The sequence below is a fragment of the Flavonifractor plautii ATCC 29863 genome (assembly GCF_000239295.1).
In the GTDB taxonomy this organism is placed as follows: domain Bacteria; phylum Bacillota; class Clostridia; order Oscillospirales; family Oscillospiraceae; genus Flavonifractor; species Flavonifractor plautii.
Genome location: NZ_JH417718.1, coordinates 44,380 through 65,440 on the forward strand (window position 1 = coordinate 44,380; position 21,061 = coordinate 65,440).

General features: G+C 66.0%; 17 protein-coding genes. 6 read left to right on the forward strand and 11 right to left on the reverse strand.

Going from position 1 to position 21,061, the window contains the following annotated elements:
• Positions 1-171: 171 nt before the first annotated feature.
• From HMPREF0372_RS06975 to HMPREF0372_RS07000, 6 genes are all read left to right on the forward strand, one after another.
• Positions 172-774 (forward strand): Maf family protein, encoded by a 603-nt coding sequence (locus HMPREF0372_RS06975; protein ID WP_007490150.1) that lies wholly within the window; start codon positions 172-174, stop codon positions 772-774.
• A 20-nt stretch (positions 775-794) separates the two neighbouring features.
• Positions 795-1,637: a rod shape-determining protein MreC gene (gene mreC / locus HMPREF0372_RS06980; protein ID WP_007490152.1), complete on the forward strand. Its 843-nt coding sequence runs from the start codon at positions 795-797 to the stop codon at positions 1,635-1,637.
• Between the two features lie 32 nt (positions 1,638-1,669).
• On the forward strand, positions 1,670-2,182 hold the full coding sequence (gene mreD / locus HMPREF0372_RS06985) for a rod shape-determining protein MreD (RefSeq protein WP_007490154.1): 513 nt from the start codon (positions 1,670-1,672) through the stop codon (positions 2,180-2,182).
• A 61-nt stretch (positions 2,183-2,243) separates the two neighbouring features.
• A complete protein-coding gene (locus HMPREF0372_RS06990; protein WP_007490156.1) occupies positions 2,244-4,433 on the forward strand; it encodes a penicillin-binding transpeptidase domain-containing protein in 2,190 nt (729 codons plus the stop codon).
• 15 nt (positions 4,434-4,448) lie between these two features.
• Positions 4,449-6,293, forward strand: coding sequence for a glycoside hydrolase family 13 protein (locus tag HMPREF0372_RS06995; protein WP_007490157.1), 1,845 nt, complete (start codon positions 4,449-4,451; stop codon positions 6,291-6,293).
• A 3-nt stretch (positions 6,294-6,296) separates the two neighbouring features.
• Entirely contained in the window at positions 6,297-7,190 is an 894-nt protein-coding gene (locus HMPREF0372_RS07000) for a glycosyltransferase family 2 protein (RefSeq protein WP_007490158.1), read from the forward strand.
• 86 nt (positions 7,191-7,276) lie between these two features.
• On the opposite strand, the gene HMPREF0372_RS20520 is transcribed toward HMPREF0372_RS07000, so the two are convergent.
• From HMPREF0372_RS20520 to HMPREF0372_RS07050, 11 genes are all read right to left on the reverse strand, one after another.
• Positions 7,277-8,452, reverse strand: coding sequence for a CehA/McbA family metallohydrolase (locus HMPREF0372_RS20520; RefSeq protein WP_007490159.1), 1,176 nt, complete (start codon positions 8,450-8,452; stop codon positions 7,277-7,279).
• Positions 8,449-9,489 carry a hypothetical protein gene (locus HMPREF0372_RS20525; RefSeq protein WP_007490160.1) on the reverse strand — a complete coding sequence of 347 codons (1,041 nt, stop codon included), beginning with the start codon at positions 9,487-9,489 and terminating at the stop codon, positions 8,449-8,451. The genes HMPREF0372_RS20520 and HMPREF0372_RS20525 overlap by 4 nt, the downstream gene beginning before the upstream one ends.
• 20 nt (positions 9,490-9,509) lie before the next feature.
• Complete coding sequence (locus HMPREF0372_RS07010; RefSeq protein ID WP_007490161.1) at positions 9,510-10,427, reverse strand: ABC transporter permease; 918 nt, start codon at positions 10,425-10,427, stop codon at positions 9,510-9,512.
• 1 nt (position 10,428) lies between these two features.
• On the reverse strand, positions 10,429-11,511 hold the full coding sequence (locus tag HMPREF0372_RS07015) for an ABC transporter permease (RefSeq protein ID WP_007490163.1): 1,083 nt from the start codon (positions 11,509-11,511) through the stop codon (positions 10,429-10,431).
• The gene (locus HMPREF0372_RS07020; RefSeq protein ID WP_007490164.1) at positions 11,508-13,019 is read right to left on the reverse strand and encodes an ABC transporter ATP-binding protein; all 1,512 of its coding nucleotides are present in this window, start codon (positions 13,017-13,019) and stop codon (positions 11,508-11,510) included. Before HMPREF0372_RS07020 ends, HMPREF0372_RS07015 begins: the two co-directional genes overlap by 4 nt.
• 66 nt (positions 13,020-13,085) lie before the next feature.
• A complete protein-coding gene (locus HMPREF0372_RS07025) occupies positions 13,086-14,177 on the reverse strand; it encodes a BMP family lipoprotein (protein ID WP_007490167.1) in 1,092 nt (363 codons plus the stop codon).
• Positions 14,178-14,362: 185 nt separating this feature from the next.
• On the reverse strand, positions 14,363-15,832 hold the full coding sequence (locus tag HMPREF0372_RS07030) for a response regulator transcription factor (RefSeq protein WP_007490168.1): 1,470 nt from the start codon (positions 15,830-15,832) through the stop codon (positions 14,363-14,365).
• A gap of 16 nt (positions 15,833-15,848) precedes the next feature.
• On the reverse strand, positions 15,849-17,579 hold the full coding sequence (locus tag HMPREF0372_RS07035) for a cache domain-containing sensor histidine kinase (RefSeq protein WP_007490169.1): 1,731 nt from the start codon (positions 17,577-17,579) through the stop codon (positions 15,849-15,851).
• A 143-nt stretch (positions 17,580-17,722) separates the two neighbouring features.
• Positions 17,723-18,562 carry a YjjW family glycine radical enzyme activase gene (locus HMPREF0372_RS07040; RefSeq protein ID WP_007490170.1) on the reverse strand — a complete coding sequence of 280 codons (840 nt, stop codon included), beginning with the start codon at positions 18,560-18,562 and terminating at the stop codon, positions 17,723-17,725.
• Positions 18,559-20,061: a YjjI family glycine radical enzyme gene (locus HMPREF0372_RS07045; RefSeq protein ID WP_039996837.1), complete on the reverse strand. Its 1,503-nt coding sequence runs from the start codon at positions 20,059-20,061 to the stop codon at positions 18,559-18,561. Before HMPREF0372_RS07045 ends, HMPREF0372_RS07040 begins: the two co-directional genes overlap by 4 nt.
• Before the next feature lie 13 nt (positions 20,062-20,074).
• Positions 20,075-20,791 (reverse strand): Crp/Fnr family transcriptional regulator, encoded by a 717-nt coding sequence (locus HMPREF0372_RS07050; protein WP_007490172.1) that lies wholly within the window; start codon positions 20,789-20,791, stop codon positions 20,075-20,077.
• Positions 20,792-21,061: the final 270 nt, after the last annotated feature.

A 21,061-nucleotide genomic window follows, 5' to 3' on the forward strand; every position in this document is an offset into this window, starting at 1 on the left:
CGCCCGCGGGCGGCCACAAGGGCCGCCCCTACAGGGCAGAGACAGCGAACTGATGCAGGCCGCCGGGATGTGTAGGGGCGGGCGCCCACACCCGCCCGCGAAAGATCATGGAACCGGGCGGAGCGCCGCGGCTGCCGCGCCCCTCCGGCCAATCAGGAAAGGAACAGAAGTATGGAGATCATTCTGGCCTCCCAGTCGCCCCGGCGGCGGGAGCTTTTGGAGCGCATGGGGGTAAAGAACTTTCGCATCGTCACCCCCGATATTGACGAGCACATGGAGCGGGAGCTGCCCCCGGAGGAGCTGGTGCGCCGCATCTCGGCGGAGAAGGCCCGGGCCGTGCGGGAGCAGGCGGGCATGGATGCGGTGGTGATCGCCGCCGATACGGTGGTGGCCCTGGACGGGGCGGTGCTGGGCAAGCCCGCGGATGAGCTAGAGGCTTTCAAGATGCTCTCCACCCTCTCCGGCTGCCGCCACCAGGTCTATACCGGCCTTACCGTCCTGCGGGGGGAGGAGCGGCACACCGTCAGCGAGGAGACCACCGTCGCCTTCCGGGAGCTGAGCGAGGAGGAGATCTCCTGCTACATCCAGACCGGAGAGCCCATGGACAAGGCGGGGGCTTACGGCATCCAGGGCTTTGGGGCTCTGCTCATTGAAGGCATCCAGGGGGATTACTACAATGTCATGGGCCTGCCCGTGTGCCGCCTGGGCGGCATCCTGCGCCAGCTCGGCGTGGACTGCCTGCGCCTGGCGGCGGGCGAGCGGGACAGCGACTGAGAGAGAGGGAACGGACAGACGTGAAGGATTTTTTCCGGCACAACGGAATCCTGATTTTAATCGCAGCCATTCTGCTGGCCCTGGTGACGGCGGTGGTGTCGATGCTGTTCGGCGGTGTGGCCGACCCCCTGTCCAACCTGGTGGGAATCGTCACCACGCCGGTGCGCAACGGCATTACCGCGGTGACCAACTGGGCGGAGGAGAAGTACAACGATGCTTTCGAGCTGGAGCAGATGAAGGAGGAGCTGGCCGGGCTGAAACAGCGCAACGCCGAGCTGGAGGCCCAGGCCCGGGAGGCGGAGGCCGCCCTCCAGGAGAACGAGCGCCTGCGCAACCTGCTGGAGCTCCAGCCCAAGGAGTGGTCCTGCGACAAGGCCGCCGCCATGGTCACCGCCCGCTCCACCTCCAACTGGGAGTCCACCCTCACCATTGGCAAGGGCAGCGCCGCGGGGATTGCCGTAGACGACTGCGTGGTGGACGAGTACTGGAACCTGGTGGGCGTGGTGGCAGAGGTGGGGGAGAACTGGGCCACCGTGCGTACCCTCGTTGACTCGGACACCGAGATGGGCGGCCAGCTCGCCCGAACCGGCGGCGCGGCCATCCTGGAGGGAGACTTTGCCCTCATGGGGGAGGGCAGGCTCAAGCTGACTTATCTGCCGGAGAACAGCGAGCTCATTGCCGGGGATCTGGTGACCACCTCCGGCCGGGGCGGGGTATACCCCGCCGGACTGGTGGCCGGGCACGTGGAGGAGGTGCGCACCGACGCCTCCGGCATGACCCGCTACGCCGTTATTGCGCCGGAGACCGATCTGGACGGCCTCCAGCAGGTCTTTGTGATCACCGACTTTACCGTCAACGAATAAATGGGACGTGGCCGGAAAGGGGGGAAGCGCCGGTGACCAGACAGGATTTTCTCATTAAATGGGGCGTATACGCCCTGGCTTTGGTGCCCGTATGGTTCCTGGAGCTGTTTGTGCTCAACCGCTTTCCCCTCTTTGGGGTGGCCCCTATGCTCCTGCCCCTGGCTGCCGTGTGCGTGGCGGTGCTGGAGGGCACCACAGCGGGGGCGGGCTTCGGCCTGTTCGTGGGCATCCTGTGCGACGCGGCCTACTTCAACACCGACGGAGCCATGACGGTGGGGCTGTGCCTCATCGGCGTGGGGGCCGGCGCCCTGGCCCAGTATGTGCTGCGCCAGAACCTGGTGGGCTGCCTGTTGTGCTCCTTCGCGGCGCTGGCGCTCATCGACGGGGTGCGCATCGCCGCCCGCCTGCTGGCCGGGCGGGGGGAGCTGGCCGCCATGCTCGGCCTGGCCGGACGGGAGATTCTCTGGTCCCTGGTCTTTGTGTTCCCAGTGTACGCCCTGTTCCTGTGGGTGTTCCGCCGGGTGCCGAAAAAAACCGTGCTGTAAAGACAGGCCGCCCCGCCATCGAACGCGGGGTGGCCTCATAGACTGAAAAAGGGGGCCCGCCATGGAGGGCAGACAATTCAACCGCCGCACCCTCGCCATCCTGGTGGTGCTTACGGCACTGCTGCTGCTGTTTTTTGGGGTGCTCTACAACCTGCAGGTGCTCCATGTGGACGACTACCGGGCCCAGAGCGTGGTCAAGATTGCCAACCGGAAGACGGTGGAGGCCGCCCGTGGGGAGCTGCTGGACCGCTACGGCCGGAGCATGGTGACCAACCGTGCCACCTACCAGCTCACGCTGAATACCGGTGTGATGGGGGAGGAGGCAGTGCGCAACGCCAACCTGCTGGAGCTGCTCAACATCTGCCGGGACAACGGCCTGACCTGGACCGACACCCTGGCCGTCTCAACGGCAGCCCCCTTCACCTACACCAGCGACACCCCTCTGGCCTACGAGAAGGAGGGGGGCGGCGTGGCCCTGACCCGGCTGGGACGGCTGCTCAACGCCCTTCCCATGAAAAAGGAGCTGAAAAGCAGCCTGAACCTGCCTACCACCGAGCAGGTAGAGGCCGCCAAGACCCTGGACGATATCCCCGCCGGGCCCACGGCGGAGGAGCTGATCGCCGCCCTGCGCACCTACTTTGAGATTGACCCGTCCTGGTCGGACGCCGACGCCCGGGCCCTGATCGGCGTGCTCTACGAGACCAATCTGCGCACCTACAGCATCAACCAGCAGGCGTACATCTTTGCCCAGGATGTGAATATTGATGTCATCTCTGCGGTGAAAGAGCGCCGGCTTACCGGCGTTACCATCGAAACCACCACCGTCCGTCAGTACAACACTGTAGCCGCAGCCCACCTGCTGGGCCATGTGGGAGACATCCAGTCCAGCAACTGGGACTACTACCGGGAGCAGGGCTACAGCATGAACGACAAGGTGGGCATCGACGGGGCGGAGAACGCCTTTGAGGAGTATCTGCGTGGGGAGTCAGGGGTTCAGATCCAGGAGCTGTCCACCAGCGGAAAGGTGGTAAGCGAGTACTGGCGCATCGACCCCGAGACCGGAGAGGAGCAGATCCCCAAGCCGGGGGACAACGTTCTGCTCACTCTGGACCTCCGCCTCCAGGAGAAGGTGGAGGAGATTCTGGCCAACACCATCGAGACTCTGGAGTCGGAGGATACCGGGGGCGGCGCGGTTGTGGTGGAGAGCGTCAAGACAGGGGAGATCCTGGCGATGGCCTCCTATCCCACCTACGATCTGTCCCAGATCTACAGCAACACCGCCCTCTTTAACGAGGCCAGGGATAACCCGCTGAGGCCCTTTACCAACCGAGCCACCCAGGAGTTTTACTATCCCGGTTCCACCTTCAAACCGCTGGTGGCCATCGCCGCGCTGGAGGAGGGACTGACCACGCCCACGGAGAAAATTCAGGACACCGGCCGCCTCCAGCTCCCCGAGGAGGAGCACTACCCCTACGGCGATTTCCATCCCCAGTGCTGGATCTACCGCCAGTACGGAGGCAACCACGGGTGGGAGGATCTGGCCGACGCCCTGCGGGACTCCTGCAACATCTACTTTTACACCATGGGCCACCGGCTGGGCATTGACAAGATTGACGAGTACGCTTCCCTGTTCGGCCTGGGAGAGTACACCGGTATCGAACTGCCCGAGGTGAAGGGCCATGTGGCCGGACCGGCCACCAGCGAGGCCCTGGGGGTGGAGTGGTACGGCGGCAACCTGCTCAACGCCGCCATCGGCCAGGACAACACCCAGGTTACCCCCCTTCAGCTGGCCAACTATATCGTTACCCTGCTCAACGGCGGCGATCACTTCGTGCCCCACCTGCTCAAGTCCGTCAAGTCCAGCGACTACTCGGAGACGGTGTATGAGCAGCAGCCCGAGGTGAAAAACCACATTGCTCTCGACCCCGCCAACGTGGAGGCGGTGAAGCGGGGCATGTGGGAGGTGGCCAACGACCCCAAGAGCACCGTGGACCAGTACCTGAGCAACCTGGCGGTGGAGGTGGGCGCCAAGACCGGCTCCGCCCAGGTGGGCTCGGCGGACAAGGAGGCCGACGCCGTCTTCACCCTGTTCGCCCCTTATGACGACCCGGAGATCGTCATCTCCATCGTGGTGGAGGGCGGTGCCTCGGGCGGAAATCTGGCCCAGGCTGCCGGCGAGATTGTCAACTACTATTTCAGCGCGGAGCATACGGTGGAATCGGTGGACGCCGAGAACACCCTGCTCCGCTGAAGGGAGCCGTTCCTTGTGTGTGATCCCCAGACCTTTGACAGCCGGGACAGCCGGTATAAGCGCCCCTATGGCGCCGTACCCTCCGGCACCCGGGTAGAGCTGGCCCTCCGCCCGCCCCGGGCCGGGGGATTTTCTGCCGCCACACTCATCGCCTACTTTGAGCACCGGGACGAGGAGCGCCGGGAGCTGCCCATGCCCTGGCGGGGCCTGGAGGGGGACCGGGATGTGTTTGACATCGCCCTGGAGACCGGGGACTATGTGGGCCTGGTGTGGTACTCCTTCCGCCTGGAGGGCCTGGACGGCCGCAGGGAGGAGCTGGGGCCCTTCCAGCTCACGGTATACGACGGGGCGGAGGAGGTGCCTGCCTGGTTCGGAGAGGGCGTCACCTATCAGATCTTCCCTGACCGCTTCCGCCGCACCCGGGTTCCCGATCCCACCGGCATGGTGGGGGGGCGGAGCGTCCACACCGGCTGGGAGGAGGAGCCGGTCTACCGCCCCGACTCGAACGGCGAGGTGCGCAACCGGGACTTCTTCGGCGGCGATCTGGCCGGCGTGCGGGAGAAGCTGGGCTACCTGCGGGGCCTGGGGGTGGATACCCTCTACTTCTGCCCCATCTTCGAGGCCCCGGAGAACCACCGCTACGGCACCGGGGACTATGAGAAGATCGACCCCATGCTGGGCACCGAGGCCGACTTCCGCGCCCTGTGCGCCGAGGCCCACGCCCTGGGCATGCGGGTGGTGCTGGACGGCGTGTTCAACCACCAGGGCTTTGTCAGCCGCTATTTCAACGGCGACGGCTCCTATGAGAGCATAGGGGCCGTTCAGTCCCAGGACAGCCCCTATTACCCCTGGTACCACTTCTCACACTGGCCGGACAAATACGACTCCTGGTGGGGCATCTACTCTCTCCCCGCCGTCAATGAGGCCGACCCCTCCTACCGCCGGTATATCTTCGGCGGCGCGGACAGCATCATCCGCCGCTGGCTGGCCGCCGGGGCGGACGGCTGGCGGCTGGATGTGGCCGATGAGCTGCCCGACGACTTTATCCACGGCATCCACGCCGCCGCCCGGCAGGCCAAGCCGGAGGCGGTGATCATCGGCGAGGTGTGGGAGGACGGCTCCAACAAGATCGCCTACGGCGTGCGCCGCCGGCACATCCTGGGGGGACACTGCGACGGGCTGATGAACTACCCCTTCCGAAACGCCCTGCTCTCCTTCCTGCTGGGCGAGGACGCCTTCCGCTTCCGGCAGGCCATGGAGACCCTGCGGGAGAACTACCCGCCCTTCGCCTGGCGCTCGGCCATGAACTTCCTGGGTACCCACGACACCCCCCGCATCCTCACCCTGCTGGGCACGGGGGGCGACGGGCGGGAGCACGACAAGGACTGGCGGGCGGCCTTCCGCATGTCCCCCGACCAGTACGCCCTGGGAAAGGCCCGGCTGAAGCTGGGGGCCCTGGTGCTCTTTGCCTTCCCCGGCTCCCCCATGGTCTACTACGGGGACGAGGCGGGGACGGAGGGCTTTGAAGACCCCTTCAACCGCCGCACCTATCCCTGGGGCCGGGAGGACGGCGAGCTGCTGGAGTGGTACACCGCCTTGGGGAAGGCCCGCCGGGCGCTGCCCGCCCTGCGCCGGGGGGAGCTGGCCTGGACGCTCACCCGGGGACGGGTACTCTCTTTCCTCCGCACCGGGGCCGAGGGGAGTGTACTGGCCGCCGTCAACGCCGGCGAACGGCCGGAGCCCATTGATCTGCCCTGGCCCGCCCGGGACTGGATGACCGGGGCGGCCCTGGAACAGGGGGAGCAGACGCTCCCGCCCATGACAGGCTGGCTGCTGACGCCCCGGCCGGAAGGAGCGTGAACTGTGGAGCAGCCCCTCATCAGCATTATCGTGCCGGTCTACAACGCGGAGCCCTATCTGGACAACTGCCTGGACTCCATTGCCGCCCAGACGTGGGAGAACCTGGAGGTGTGGCTGGTGGACGACGGCTCCACCGACGCCAGCCCCGCCCTCTGTGACGCCCGGGCCGCCGCCGACTCCCGCTTTCACGTGCTCCACCAGGCCAACGCCGGGGTATCCGCCGCCCGCAATGCCGCCCTGGAGCGGGCCACAGGGCAGTACCTCCAGTTTGTGGACGGGGACGACTACCTGCCCTCCGCCGCCACCGAGCGGCTGGCACGCACCGCCGGGGCCACCGGGGCCGATCTGGTGATCGGCCGCTTCTGGCGGGTGGCCGGCACCCGTAAGGCCCTCCAGGGCCACATCCGCCGGGACGGGGTGTTCACCCGCCGGGAATTCGCGGAGGAGATGCTCAAGGCCCCGGCCAACTTCTACTACGGCGTGCTGTGGAACAAGCTCTACCGACGCTCCATTGTGGAGGAGGGCCGCCTGCGGTGCGATCCGGAGGTGAGCTGGTGCGAGGATTTCCTCTTCAACCTGGAGTACATCCGCCGGGCCCGGCTGATCGCCGCCACCGCCCAGCCGGTCTACTGCTATGTGAAGCGGCCGGGCAGCCTGGTGGCCACCCAGGCCACCCTGGCCCGGACGGTGGAGATGAAGCGCACCATGTTCGCCGCCTACAAGCAGCTCTATCAGGCGCTGGACCTCTATGACGAACAGAAGCTGCGGGTCTACGGCTACCTGGTCTCAGCCGCCAAGGACGGCGGGAGCGTGGCCCTGCGGCCCCCGGCTCTCCCCAAGCGGCGGCCGGAGTCCCCGCGCCGCCGAACGCGCCGGCGCAGAACCGGAATGGCATAATGTCCGGAGTCCTGCCGAAACGCTGCTTCGGCAAATTGAAAAAGCGGAACGGCATAGCCGTTCCGCTTTTTTGATACGCAAGGGGATCAGGCGCGATCCACCCAGATGGGGCTGGACCAGGCCATGTGCTCGTCCTTCTGGGTGACGCGCAGGTAGTAGCAGGCGCCGCTCCCGGCGGTGTCCTCCAGGGTGAAGTCGCAGGCATTGCCCGCGCAGGCCCAGGTCTGGATGACCTGATTGTCCCGCAGCAGCTCCACGGTGACGGTGTCGGTGCCCAGGACGCTGCCCTCGATGGTGACGGGGGCGTCGCCGATGGCCTTGACCTCGCTGCCCATAGGGGCGGAGTTGATCTTCAGGGAGACCAGGATGCGGGCGCCGGTGGTGCCGTAGGTCAGGCGGTCATAGATGGCGTCCCACACGTACTCCCGCTTGAGGGCGGGGACGAAGGCGGCCACAATGCCGCCCTCCACGCCGTGCTCGGTCTGGTGGGAGTCGCTGCCGGCGGTGAAGCCCATCCGGTAGCCCCGGGCCAGGGCGTCCTGCACGCTGCACCGCTCCATCTTCTTGATGTTCTTGGTGAACTTGGAGCGGGCCTCAAAGGTCTCGAAGGGGGCGTGGCGGGAGTAGATCTCCACGGCGCGCTGCACCTCGGGATCGTGGAAGTTCCAGTCGGTGGCGGCGCTCACCATCACCCAGTCCGCGGCGGGGTGGTGGGGGATGCAGAGGGCCTTGTAGGCACGGATGCTGTTGTAGAGGTCGGTGGGGGTCATGCCGCCCTTGTCGCCGGAGCGGAAGATCTCGCCCTCGTCGCCCCGGTAGTACACGTTCTTGTGGCCGTAGTCGTACTTGTACTCGTTGGGAGTCCACTCGTAGGCCAGAAGGCAGGCCAGCTCGCCGTCCTTGTTCATCAGGCGGCAGTTGGTGCGCAGCAGTTCCCACTCGGACTGGGTCGTCCAGTCGGGGTAGCAGTCGTGGTCGGTGAGGGCGGTGAAGTCCAGACGGGCCTTGTCCCGGGCCCGGTGATAGTACTGGTCCACCTCGCCCATGCCGTCGGACAGGCCGCTCTGGCCGTGGATGTCGCCAAAGTAGACGGACAGGTTCTCGTAGCCGTTTTTGTCCAGCCAGGCGCGCACCACGTCGGCGGGGTGCTCGTCCAGGCGCTTGTCGGCGTTGGCGGGGATGGGCTGGGTGAAGTCGCTGGGGGGTGCCACATAGTCGGGCTGCTGGGCCAGCTCGGGGGGGGTGAGGTGGTTGTAGATCACCTGGGCGTGCGCTCCATGTGGCCGTTCTTGAAGCCGAACTGCCACATCAGATGGATGGTGTCGTCCTCGTCCACCAGCAGCTTGGGGTGGACGCCGCAGTGGCCGTCGCCGTAGGACATCAGCACCGGACGGCTCCAGGGCTCGCTGCCCCGGCGGGTGCACACCAGCACGTCGTACTTGCTGCGGGTGTAGGCCATGGCCTGAAGGCCGGAGGAGTTGGAGGCCACGTGGAGATCCAGATACCAGTCCACGCCCTCCTTGAGGCACTGGGGATTGACCGCGGTCAGGGCGCCGTCCCGGACGGTGAGGTCGGCGGAGCGGACGGAGTAGACGGCCATATAGCCGTAGTCGTACCAGCCCACCACGGCGCCGTCGGGCTTGGCGGCGATCCACGGGGTGGAGGCCCAGTCCTCGCCCTGGCTGACCACAATCTCCTCACTCCAGCCCGCGGCGGTGCGCGCCCGGGCAAAGAGCTTGTACTGCTTGCCGTCAAAGCCGTCGTAGGCCACATAGAGGTTGCCGTCGCCGCCCTCGGCCGCGCCGGCCCGGTAGGCCTCGCCCACCGTGGACACGGTCTCGGCCGCGCCGGGGCCGGCCTCGGTCAGGGGGCACAGCACGGCGGCCGCGCTGCCCTTGTGCTGCTCCGTCCAGATGACATGCAGCTTGCCCTGCCAGGTGAACAGGCGGGGGAAGAACAGGGCCTCGCCGGAGGCGACGGTGAGCACCTCGCCCCACTGGCCGTCCCGATAGCAGCGGGCCAGGATGCGCCAATTCTCCCGGGCGTACTCGCTCCAGGCGTACCAGATGGCGCCGCCGTGAGCCAGAATGACGGGGTGGAGCACCTCGCCGCCGTCGGAGATCTCGCGCTCCCACACCACCTCGTCCCCCCGGCGGCAGGAGGCCATCAGGCTGTCGTGGCGGTCCACAAAGCGCTGCCAGCACAGATAGACGTCGGAACCATCCAGCGCGATGCCGGGGAACTGGGCGTTCTCCCGATAGAGATCGGTAATGACTCGGTTGTTCTGAATCTGTTCCATAATACCTCAACCTCAGCTTTCTATTCGTCGTCGTACTTACCGACACCGGCCGGGGGCTTGATGTGCTTGACACCGAAGGCCAGCACCAGCAGGGTCACAATGTAGGGGAGCATCTGCACGATCTGGGGCGGGAAGGCCTCGCCCTGAAGGTAGATCTGCACCGCGTCACAGAAGCCGAACAGCAGGGCGCAGGGCACGATCTGCGCGGGGTTGTACCGGCCCAGGATGGCGATGGCCACCGCGATGTAGCCGCGGCCGGCGGTCATGTTGCGCACGAACATGTCCAACTGGTCCAGGGACAGGTAGGCGCCGCCCACGCCGGCCAGCGCGCCGCAGATGAGCACGCCGCAGTACTTGATGCCGTGAACCCGCAGACCCATGGTGGCCGCGGCCTTGGGGTTCTCGCCCACCATGCGCAGGCGCAGGCCGAAGCGGGTTTTGAAGAGGACAATCCACCCCACGACCACCGCAGCGACCATCACAAGGAAGCTGACGGACTGCTGGGCCAGAATGGGGCCGATGACGGGGATGGGGGCAAAGAAGTCCAGGGTGGTGGAGATGGAGGCCACCTGGGGGGTGGAGCCCTTGTTACTCCAGATGAGCTGCATCAGCAGGGTGGTGACGGCCAGAGCCAGCAGGTTCAGGCCGATGCCGCTGATGACCTGGTTGACCTTGTAGCGCACGGACAGGATGCCGTGGAACAGGCCGATGACCATGCCGCCCACCATGCCCAGCAGGAAGCCGAAGAGCACGCTCCCGGTGAAGTAGGAGCCGAGAACGCCGAAGAAGGCGCCCATCATCATCATGCTCTCCAGGCCCAGGGCCATGATGCCGCTGCGCACCGAGAAAGCGCCGCCCACCGAGGCCAGGACCAGGGGGATGGACATGGCGATGGAGGAGCCGATGATGGGAATCAGGTTGTTGAGAATCACGCCCATGTCAGGCCACCTCCTTCTTGGTCTTGCGGGACCAGCCCGCGGGGTTGAGCCGCTTGAGCTCCTTCACCAGCAGCGGGGCGGCCACCAGAATGACCACCATGGCCTGGATGACGTTGACGAACTCCACCGGGATGCTGGTGGTGCGGTTGAGCTCCATGGTGCCCGCCCGCAGCGCGCCGAACACGATGCCGGCGAAGATAACGCCCACGGGGCTGTCCGCCGCCAGGGCGGCCACGGAGATGCCGGAGAAGCCGTAGTCGTTGGAGAAGCCGTTGATCAGGCGGCGGTCCACGCCCAGCACATGGCTGGCGCCGGCCAGGCCCGCGATGCAGCCGCTGATGCACAGGGCCACGATGGTGACCTTGGCCTTGCTGATGCCGGCGGTCTCCGCCGCGTCCGGGTTGAGGCCCACCGCGCGGATCTCATAGCCCAGGGCGGTGCGGTCCATGAACAGCTTGACCAGGATACAGGCCGCCACTGCCAGAAGGATGGCGACGGTGAGCTGGTACTGCTGGAAGATGCGGGGGAGCTGCGCCGTCTCCAGCACCCGCTCCGTCTGGGCCACCGAGCTGTTCTCCGCCAGCATGGGCCCGTTGAGCAGGTAGTCCACCAGATAGGTGGCGATGGAGTTGAGCATGACGGTGGCGATGACCTCGTTGGAGCCGAACTTGACCTTGAGCACGCCCACCAGGCCGGCGTAGAGGCCGCCGGCGGCCATGCCGGCCGCCACCGCCAGGGGTAGGTGGAGCGCCATGGGCAGGCCCAGATCCAGCATGCCCACCGCAGCGGAGGCCAGGGCGCCCATGTAGAGCTGGCCCTCGGCACCCAGGTTGATGAGGCTGGCCTTCTTGGCGAAGGCGAAGGCCAGGCCGGTGAAAATCAGAGGGGTGGCCTGGGTCAGGGTCTGGACAATGGCGCGCTGGCTGCCGAAGGAGCCGGCCAGGATGGCGCCGAAGGCCTCAATGGGGTTGTAGCCGCACACCGCCATGATGACGCCGCTGATGACAATGGCGATAAGCAGGGAGAGAATGGACAGCAGCGGGCCATCCAGCTTGAGCAGACCGCTCAGAGCACGCTTTTTCATGCGGTTCCCTCCTTTTCCGGCGCAAGGCTGCCGCCGGTCATCAGCAGGCCGATCTCCATGTCGCTCCAGGTGTCCGGCTTGCCCTCGGCCACGATCCGGCCGCCGTAGATGACCGCCAGACGGTCGGACAGGCTGCGCACCTCGTCCAGATCGGCGGAGATGAGCAGAATGGACTTGCCGCCGTCCCGCAGATCCAACAGGCGGTGGTGAATGTACTCCATGGCGCCCACGTCCACGCCACGGGTGGGCTGGGCCACGATGATGACGTCGGGGTTTTCGCTGAACACCCGGGCGATGACCACCTTCTGCTGGTTGCCGCCGGAGAGGGCGCTGCACCGCTCCTGCACGTTGGGGGCCTTGATGGCAAACTCGGTGCGCTCCTGCTCGGCAAATCTGCGGATGGCGGAGGCCAGCCGCAGGCCGCGGCGGGCGAAGGCGGGGCGGCGGTGGTAGCCCAGAATCAGGTTGTCCTCGATGCTCATTTCCAGCACCAGGCCGCGGGTCATGCGGTCCTCGGGCACATGGCCCACGCCGGCGGCCAGGAAGGCGGCGGCGTTGCCGCTGAGGGGCTTGCCGTCCTTGAACAGCTCCATATGGTCGGGGCGGCGCAGGCCGGTGAGTACCTCGATGAGCTCGGTCTGGCCGTTGCCCTCGATGCCGGCGATGCCCAGAATCTCCCCCTTGCGCAGGGAGAGGCACACGTCGCGCAGGATGGGCACGCCCCGCTCGGTGAGGGAGAGGCCGCGCACGGAAAAGTTCTCCTCTCCCACCTGCTCGGCCCGGCGGGTGACGGACAGCTCCACGTCGCGCCCCACCATCATCTGGGCCAGCTCGTTCATGGTGGTTCCCGCCACGGGGACGCCGCTCTCGATCATTTTGCCCTGGCGCAGCACCGACACCCGGTCGGCGATCTCCATGGTCTCCTTGAGCTTGTGGGTAATGATAATGATGCTCTTGCCCGCGGCCTTGAGCTGCCGCATGACCCGGAAGAGATCCTCCACCTCCTGGGGGGTGAGCACCGCGGTGGGCTCGTCCAGGATCAGCAGATCGGCCCCCCGGTAGAGGGCCTTCAGGATCTCCACCCGCTGCTGCTCGCCCACGGAGAGGGTCTCCACCTTGGCGGTGGCGGAGATGTGGAAGTTATACTCGTCGATCATGGCGGCCACCTGGGCCTCCGCCTTCTTCCGGTCAAAGAAAACGCCGCGCACCGGCTCGCTGCCGATGACCACGTTTTCCGCCACGGTCATGACCGGGGTGAGCATGAAGTGCTGGTGCACCATGCCGATGCCCAGGGCGATGGCCTGGGCGGGGCGGGTGATGGCGACCGGCTTGCCGAAGACGCGCACCTCTCCGGCGGTGGGGGGGGTCATGCCGTACAGAATTTTCATGAGGGTGGACTTGCCGGCGCCGTTCTCGCCGAGCAGGGAGTGGATCTCTCCCTGCTCGACGGTGAAGTCGGCGCCGTCAATCGCGCGGACGAGGGGATACTGCTTGACAATCCCGCGCATTTCAACTGCGTTCAAACGTCATCGCCTCCCGGCAGATTATCGGCCGCTGGGGCCGGGGTGTCCCGCTTACTCCGCGGGCTGGTACTGGTTGGCGGCCACCCAGGCGTCCAGCTCCTCGGCGGTCTCGCAGGGCACCAGCTCGCCGGCGGTGATCTTGGCCTTGATGTCCTCCACGGCGGCGGCGATGTCGTCGGGCAGAACCACGTTGGAGTCGGTGTTGTCAAAGCCCACGGAGCCCTCGGCAATGCCGCTGATGTGTACGCCGGGCTCCCAGGTGCCCTCCACCAGGGCCTTGATTTCGTTGTAGACGATGGTGTTCACGTCGCGCAGGGCGGTGGCCACGATGTAGTCGGGCTCGATGTAGTTCTGGTTGCCGCCCACGCCGAAGGCATAGCGGTCGGCCTCCTTGGCGGCGGTGAAGACGCCCATGCCGGAGGCGCCGGCGATGTGCTGGACGAAGTCCGCGCCGCGGTTGTACATGGACAGGGCGATCTCCTTGGCCTTGGCGGGGTCGTTGAAGTCGCCCACGACGGCCTCCAGCACCTCGCAGTCGGGGTTGACGTAGCGCACGCCGGCCTCAAAGCCCACTACGCCCATGCGCAGGGTGGGCTGATCCTGGCCCAGGATGACGCCCACCACGTTTTCGCTGTTGGCCTTGTCCATGCCGGACAGGGTGCCCAGGCCGGCCACCACGCCGGTCAGGAAGGTCTGCTCCTGCCACTTGGTGTAGACGGCGCTGACGTTGGGCAGGTCGGTGGAGGAGTCGATGTGGGAGATCTTCTGCTCGGGGAAGTCGATGGAGATCTCGTTGATGGCCTCGGTCTGGTCGGCCGCCAGGCCGATGATCAGGTCGTACTCGCCGCTCTCGGCGAACATGCGGTAGTTGGGCAGGAAGTCGCTGGCGCTCTGGGTTTCCACATAGTCAAACTCGATGCCGAAGTCTTTTTCCGCCTGCTGGGCGCCGGCGTAGGTCATATCGTTGAAGTTCTTGTCGCCCAGGCCGCCGGTGGACAGGATGATGCCCACCTTCAGGGCGTCGCCGTCAGAGGCGCCGCTGGGGGAGCCGGAAGATGGGGCGTCCTGGCCGCCGCCGCAGGCGGACAGGCCGAGGGTGAGGGTACAGGCCAGAGAGAGCGCGAGCAGTTTCTTTGCGTTCATGACAGGGTTCCTCCTTCAATTCATTCGGCACAGCAGGGACACTTTGGGCGTGCCCGGCCCAAGCTTACAAGTTGAGTTTAACAAAGAAAACAAAAACGGTCGAGCCATAGGCTTGACCGTTTTTGGGACGAATATGATATCTTTTTCCGCACGGGGCGGGAAATGTCACAATTTTGATTTTTTTGTCACGATTTTGACCCCCGGCGCTCCGCCTCCGGGGACACGCCTTTGTACTTTTTGTAAAGCCGGGAAAAGTATCCGGGGGTGGTATAGCCCGTCTGTACCGCCACGCTGGCGACGGGCAGATCGGTGGTCTGGAGCAGCTCCTGGGCCCGCTCCAGCCGGTAGCGGGTGAGGTAGGAGCTGAAGTTCTCCCCTACCTCCTCCTTGAACTGGCGGGAAAAGTGCTCCGGCGAGCGGTAGAGCTGGGCGGCCACCTCCGCCATGGAGATGGGCTGGGCGTAGTGGGCGTGGATATAGCTCAGGGCGGTCTCAATGGGCCGGGAGTGGCGGCTGCGCCGTTCCCGGAGCACCTGCTCCAGCATGGCGGAGCAGCGGCTGCGGCAGGCGGTGAAGGACTGGGGCGGCTCCCAGCCGTCGGCGGGGGGCGTGACGAACTGGTAGTACCAGTCCTCCATGGAGATCACCATGCGGTTGACCGTGTCCACCGCCCAGCGCACGTCATCGGCTCCCACCATGCCGAACAGGGCGAACCAGGCCCGGAGCGCCCCGCGGGCCTCCTCCACCTGGCGGCGGGCCAGGAGGCGCAGCACCTCCTGCTTTCTGGCGTGGGCGGCCTCCCGGTCAATGGGGGGCAGGCCGCAAATGGCGGAGTAGGGCACCACCCCTCCGCCGGTGAAGAAGCAGGCCTCTTGAGCCGATGCCGCCTCCCCCAGCACACGGATGAGCTGGCCGATGTCGGTGCACAGGGCGGACACGCCGGCGGGCAGGCGGCACTCCCCCAGGGCGGCCTCCGTGTCCAGGGCATAGCCCCGCAGGGCCTCCGCCTCCGGGCACTGGAGGAGCAGGTAGAGGTGCTCCTGCACCATGGCGGCCGCAGAGAAGGGGGCGCGGGAGGCGGAGGCCAGGGCCACCATCTGCCGCCGCAGGTCCAGGCTGCTGTCGTTGGCCACGCAAAAGGCCAGATAGGGCTGGCCGGGCCGCAGCCCCTGCCGCTGCCAGAAGGCGGCCACAGCGCCGGGCTGTTCGAAATTGCGGTACATCTCGTAGAGGTCCACCACCCCGTCCTGGAGGACATCATGCACCTTTTCCGAGCGGATCTTAGCCGTAGTGGCCGCAATCTCCGCTACGATGCGCTGAATGTCGGAGGAGCGCATCTCCGACTTGAGGATGTACTCCCGGGCGCCCAGGGAGATGGCCTGCTTGGCGTAGGAGAACTCGGCGTAGTTGGTCAGGATGATGAACACCGTAAAGGGGAGGATGTCCCGGACTTTACTCATCAGCTCCAGCCCGTCCATTCCCGGCATGCGGATGTCGGTAAAGACCACGTTGGGCTTCTGCTCCAAAATCCTGCGGTAGGCCTCCTCTCCGTTGACCGCGGAGGTGACGGAGCTGGCCGCCTCACACTTCTGGATGCAGTACACCAGCCAGTCCCGGATGGGGGCCTCGTCGTCCACTACCATAATATGAAGCATGGAGCTCCTCCTCTCTCTATCGGGTGCGGGGCAGACGGAAGGTGACCACCGTGCCGCCCGCCGGGCCGCCGGTGACCGTCAGCCCGTAGCCGGGGCCGTAGTTGAGGCGGATGCGCTCCTGCACATTCTTCAGCCCCACCCGGTTAATCTGCAAGTCCTTGTTCATCACCTGGTCGATCTTGTCTTTGGAAATGCCCACTCCATCGTCCTCCACCCGGAGGATCAGGGTGTCCCCCTCCAGCCAGCCCCGCAGGCGGATGTGGATTTTGTGCCGGCCTACGCCGTGGAAGATGGAATTCTCCACTACCGGCTGAAGCAGCAGCTTGGGCAGCGTGTTGTCCCGCAGGGCCTCATCCACCTCGCAGGAGTAGTCAAAGGTATCGGGATAGCGCAGGTGCTGGAGCTCCACATAGCACTTCAGCGTGTCCAGCTCCTCCCGCAGGGGGATGAACTCCACCGAGCGGGAGAGAGTCTGGCGCAGCAGCTTGGAGAAGTAGAACACCATCTCCCCCGCCTCCTGTACCTTGTCCATCTCCAGCAGGAAGCGGATGGAGCTGAGGGTATTGTAGATGAAGTGGGGGTTGATCTGGGCCTGGAGAAAATCCAGCTCCGCCAGATGCTTCTCCCGCTCCTCCCGTTTGACCGACTCCAGAAGGGTGGAGATCTGCTCCACCATACCGTTGAAGGCCTCCTGAATACGGCCGAATTCGTCCTTTCGGCGTACGTCGATGCGCTCGTCCAGGCGGCCCTCCATGACCCGGCCCAGGCTGGCCTGGAGCTGGGTGATGGGGCGGAGAATCTGCCAGTAGGCGTAGAGAAGCACCGCCAGAATCAGGGCGGCGCACAGGCCGGTGGCCAGGAAAGCGCCATTGCGTACCAGATTCAGCGTGCCGAAGGCAGCCGAGGCACTCATCTCCTCCACCAGATACCAGTCCGTCCCCGGTATGCGTTCATACAGGCGGATCTGCCCGCCGTCAATGCGGCGGGAGAGGGACGTCTCCGCCGCCAGGGCGTCCAATTCCTCCGGGGTATAGGCGTAGATGGAACCAATGAGCTGCTTGTCCCGGGCTGAGACAATGGTGCCCGACCCGTCGGTCAGAAAAAATCGGTTGTCGGCGCTCTGGTGCCGCAGATATTGGGAGTACAGGCTGACCTCGCTGATGTTGAGGATGACCACCCCAAGCGGCTCCTGAGTCAGGTGGTCCCGGATAAGCTGGGCGTACTGGAAGGAGTGGACAAAGATGCCTGTGGCCTCCGGATGGGTGGTGGTGGGCAGCAGCAGGGCGTCCTGGGTTCCGCTGAACAGGGGCTCATACCGGGGGTCGGCCAGGACGGCGTCATAGTTGAACTGCCTGGAGCTGTAAGTGGCGGCGGTCACGCCGTTGAAGCCCACCACATAGGAGTCCATCAGCATTTTGATGCCCCGCTGCCACACATAGTCGCTGCTCAGGCTGTAGAGCAGCTCGTGGGCGGCCTCGTCCGCCCGCTCTCCGGCAGGGCCGGAGAGCAGTTCAATGAGCTGTGTGCTCTCAGCGATGCGCTTGGCCAGGGTCTGGGTATCGGTCATGCCCTGGCCAAGGGTGTAGCTGATCTGCCGCAGGCCCGCCTGGTTGAGGCGGATGTACTCCTGCCCCACCACCTGGCGGGCGTAGTGGTAAAGAGCCAGCTCCACGGAGGCGGTGATCAGCAGCAGCAGGGCAAACAGCAGCGCAAACAGGCGGAACAGAAAGCTTTTGCGTCGGTGCATCCCCGCGCCCCCCCTAAAGACCGATTTCCCATCCAGTTCACCCGAAAAGGGAGATATATCTGATTTATTCTACCACATTGCCCCCCGACGCGCAACGTTGGCCGCAGAATGAAAAGCCCCCGCCAGGGAGGGCGGGGGCACGGTCAGCGCAGGAGGACGGCGCCCAGTCCGGCGCTCAGGGCGTACGCCCGCCAGGCAGTCATCTGCTCCGGCGTGGGGGAGGGGCGGCCGGCCAGAGCGCCGCGCACCCCGTTAGGGCGGAAGGTGATCAGCTTGACGGGGGTGGAGGGGGCCCTGGGGCCTAGCGCGGCGGCCACTCCGTCCAGCACGGCCTCCACGTCCACCGCGCCCGGAGCGCACACCACCCGCACCTCCGCCAGCTTGCCGCAGGCGGACAGAACGGCCAGATTCTCCTTCACCGGGGCGTTGCCCGCCCCGGTCAGGGCCCGGTGGACGGCGGGCTCCCATGCCTTCACGTCCAGCATCACCCCGTCGCACACCGCCATCAGCCCGGTGAGGGGGGCCAGGGGAACCATGCCGTTGCTGTCCAGCAGGCAGCCCAGGCCGCCGGCCCGGGCCAGGGTGAACAGCTCGGTGAGAAAGTCCGGGTAGAGGGTACACTCCCCGCCGGAGACGGTGAGGCCGCGGATAAAGGGCCGGCTGGGGGCAAGGGCGGAGAGCACCTCCGAAGCGGTCATGACGGTGACCTTGGGGGAGGCGAACCGGGGGCACAGGCGAATGCAGGCATCGCACCCGGCGCAGCGCTCCGCCACCCAGCGCACCCGGCCGCTCTCCAGGGACAGGGCCCCCGCCGGGCAGGCGGGCACGCAGGCGCCGCACCCGGTGCACAGGTTCTGGGTCTCCGGGTTGTGGCAGTAGGCGCAGGCCAGGTTGCAGCCCTGGAGAAAGACGGCCGCGCGGCAGCCGGGGCCGTCCACGGTGGAGAGGGGGAGAATCCGGTTGACTGGCGCGGCGGCGCTCATACCATCCGCACCTTTCGCTGGGCCAGGCGGTTGACGTCGTAGTTGGCCGTGCCCAGGTGGGTGGTGTTCTGGAGCACCACCTGGTGGGCGCGGAACTTCTCCATCTCGCTGCGCTTGACCAGATAGCCGGTGATGCGCACCAGGTCGGTGTCCGCGGAATAGAAGCTCATGTAGTGTACCCCAAGGGCGAAGGCCCCCTTCACCACGTCCAGCAGGGCGGCGGGGTTCTGCTCCACATTGGAGGCGATGGGGAAGATGTCCCCCACTCCGGCGGGGAAATAGGGGTGGAACCGGGCGCAGTGGCGCAGGTGGTCGGCAAAGGACTCCGGCTCACTCCCCACGGGGATACGCACGCCGGAGGTGATGCCCACGTCGGAGTCCAGGCCCACCTGGGCGTGGAGCAGGAAGTGGTTCCCGGTCAGGGGGGAGTGGGCGGCGGGGAGGGTTTTCACCACGGCGTCGATCTTCTCCATGATGCGCACGCCCAGCGCGTCGGCCTCCCCGTCACGGCCATACACCAGCCCCCGGTCCCGGAGCAGGTGGTTGACCGCCTCGGCCAGACCGGTGACGCCGAACATGGGCAGAAAGCGGTCGGCGGAGATAAGGCCCTCCTGGACCAGGAAGCTGGAGGGGAAGAAGCCGGACTGCTCCACCAGGAAGCGGATGCGCTCGTTCATGTAGTCGGCCGTCAGGCGCAGGCACTCCGGGAGCAGCTCCTCCACAAAGTGCTCCACACCCCGGGCGTCGTCCACCAGGCGGGTGAGGGTGACCCGGGTGAGGGTGTAGGCGCCGCCCCGGATAGGCAGGATGTTGTAGCAGCTGGACACGCCGTAGTCGTCAAAGGTGTCCCGGTTGGCGGGATGGCTGCACAGGGCGGGGTTGGAGCAGGCCAGGGAACAGCGGATGGCTGCCTCCGCGAAGTCGTCGGGGGTGACCTCGGGGTCGTACTTCAGCGTGAAGTTGGGGACGGTGTTCTGCACCTCGGAGAGCACCTCCAGCAGCAGGCGGCCCGCCCGGGTGGCCGCCGGGCCCAGGTTGGCGTGGCAGAAGGAGTCGGTGATGGTGCGGTCCAGATAGTTGAGGAAGAGGCGCAGCTTCCTGCGCGCCTCCTCGTCGCTCCAGCCGTCCAGGAAGGGGTCGATGAGGGTGTCCAGATTGCCCAGGTACACCGGGAAGTTGGTGATGGACGGCACATGGCGGTAGAGCGTCATCAGGGAAAAGAGCAGCTCGTCCAGATCCTGGGGCGGCGGCAGGCGGAGAAAAGCGCTGCCCTGGCGGACAAACGCTCCGTAGTCGGGCAGAATGTACCGGGGGCGGTAGGGGGCGTGCCCCTCAAAGAGGTCGTTGATGGCGCCGGTCTCAAAGAAATGGCGGGTGCGGGGCGGGATGTCCAGCACGTCGAAGGCATTTTCCGCCTCCTTGGCCAGGTTCATCAGCTTCTGCTCGTGGGTAAGGGTCTGCGAGGTCAGGGTGGCAAAGGCGCTGTCGGAATGAAACATGAAAATCCCTCCATCAGTGTATGGCCCGGCCATCGGCCAGGCGCCGCTCCAGCTCCGCGCGGAGCCGGAGGTATTGGGTGTGGCTGAGCTGAATTTTTCCACTCTGGATGTCGAGGAATCCCCGCTCCCGGAGGGCGCGCACCCCGCGGTTGACCGTGCGGGAGCACACCCCGGTCTCGTCACCGATGGCCGGGCGAGTCATGGGGATGCAGGCCGTCCCGCCTCCGGCGTTGGCCTCATACCAGGAGACCAGGAAGGAGAGAAGGCGGCTGTCGCTGTCCAGAGACAGGTAACCCCGCTCCCGCCGGGCCTGCTCCCACAGGCTGCGCACCACCTCCCGTACCCGGGAGAGGGTGGTGTCCCGGCCGGAGAAGAACCAGGAGAAGTAGTCCTCCCGGGCGAGTACCCAAAACCGGCAGGCGGTTCTGGCACGCACCTCGGCCAGAAAGCAATTTGCCCCGCACAGGGCCTCGTACTCCCCGAAGAGGGTGAGGGGGCCGAACTCGGAGTAGGTGTGGGAGGGGCCTCCGGGCTGGAGCCCGGAGGCGTCGGCCCGGCCCTCCACCAGCACATAGACGCAGCGGCAGGGGGCGTCCTGCCGCACCACCACCTCTCCGGCGGCGCAGGAGAGCGGACTGGCCGGTGTTTCATCCGGCAGGCCGGAAAAAAGGGATGCCAGCCGCCGGCGCAGCGTGGGAGACTCCTCCGCAAGCAGCTCCCGTATGGTCATAGGGCCGCACCTCCCGTTCCAATTCTGCCCCCATTATAACAAGCCACTGCCTCTAAAAAAAGGACATGTGTCTTCTTTTTGGCGCTTTCTTCTGTGGAAGATCATATTCTTAAGGATACCTTTATGGATCGTTCATAGTCCGTTCACCAATCCAGGGAAAAATCGGCGTAAGATCAACAGCGTCAGGAAGAAGTGACATCAACCTCCTCTCATCTCTCTTACCTCTCTGTTTACACACACACCGGAACAGGGCCGGCCCATTGGGCCGGC

What these genes read in the sequence shown, in the direction of transcription:
- HMPREF0372_RS07010 (WP_007490161.1), bottom strand. Translation starts at nt 10,427, where the DNA reads ATGGGCGTGATTCTCAACAACCTGATTCCCATCATCGGCTCCTCCATC.
- HMPREF0372_RS07035 (WP_007490169.1), bottom strand. Translation starts at nt 17,579, where the DNA reads ATGCACCGACGCAAAAGCTTTCTGTTCCGCCTGTTTGCGCTGCTGTTT.
- HMPREF0372_RS07045 (WP_039996837.1), bottom strand. Translation starts at nt 20,061, where the DNA reads ATGTTTCATTCCGACAGCGCCTTTGCCACCCTGACCTCGCAGACCCTT.
- HMPREF0372_RS07040 (WP_007490170.1), bottom strand. Translation starts at nt 18,562, where the DNA reads ATGAGCGCCGCCGCGCCAGTCAACCGGATTCTCCCCCTCTCCACCGTG.
- HMPREF0372_RS07025 (WP_007490167.1), bottom strand. Translation starts at nt 14,177, where the DNA reads ATGAACGCAAAGAAACTGCTCGCGCTCTCTCTGGCCTGTACCCTCACC.
- HMPREF0372_RS07015 (WP_007490163.1), bottom strand. Translation starts at nt 11,511, where the DNA reads ATGAAAAAGCGTGCTCTGAGCGGTCTGCTCAAGCTGGATGGCCCGCTG.
- HMPREF0372_RS07030 (WP_007490168.1), bottom strand. Translation starts at nt 15,832, where the DNA reads ATGCTTCATATTATGGTAGTGGACGACGAGGCCCCCATCCGGGACTGG.
- HMPREF0372_RS06975 (WP_007490150.1), top strand. Translation starts at nt 172, where the DNA reads ATGGAGATCATTCTGGCCTCCCAGTCGCCCCGGCGGCGGGAGCTTTTG.
- HMPREF0372_RS20525 (WP_007490160.1), bottom strand. Translation starts at nt 9,489, where the DNA reads ATGGAACAGATTCAGAACAACCGAGTCATTACCGATCTCTATCGGGAG.
- HMPREF0372_RS07050 (WP_007490172.1), bottom strand. Translation starts at nt 20,791, where the DNA reads ATGACCATACGGGAGCTGCTTGCGGAGGAGTCTCCCACGCTGCGCCGG.
- HMPREF0372_RS07020 (WP_007490164.1), bottom strand. Translation starts at nt 13,019, where the DNA reads ATGCGCGGGATTGTCAAGCAGTATCCCCTCGTCCGCGCGATTGACGGC.
- HMPREF0372_RS06990 (WP_007490156.1), top strand. Translation starts at nt 2,244, where the DNA reads ATGGAGGGCAGACAATTCAACCGCCGCACCCTCGCCATCCTGGTGGTG.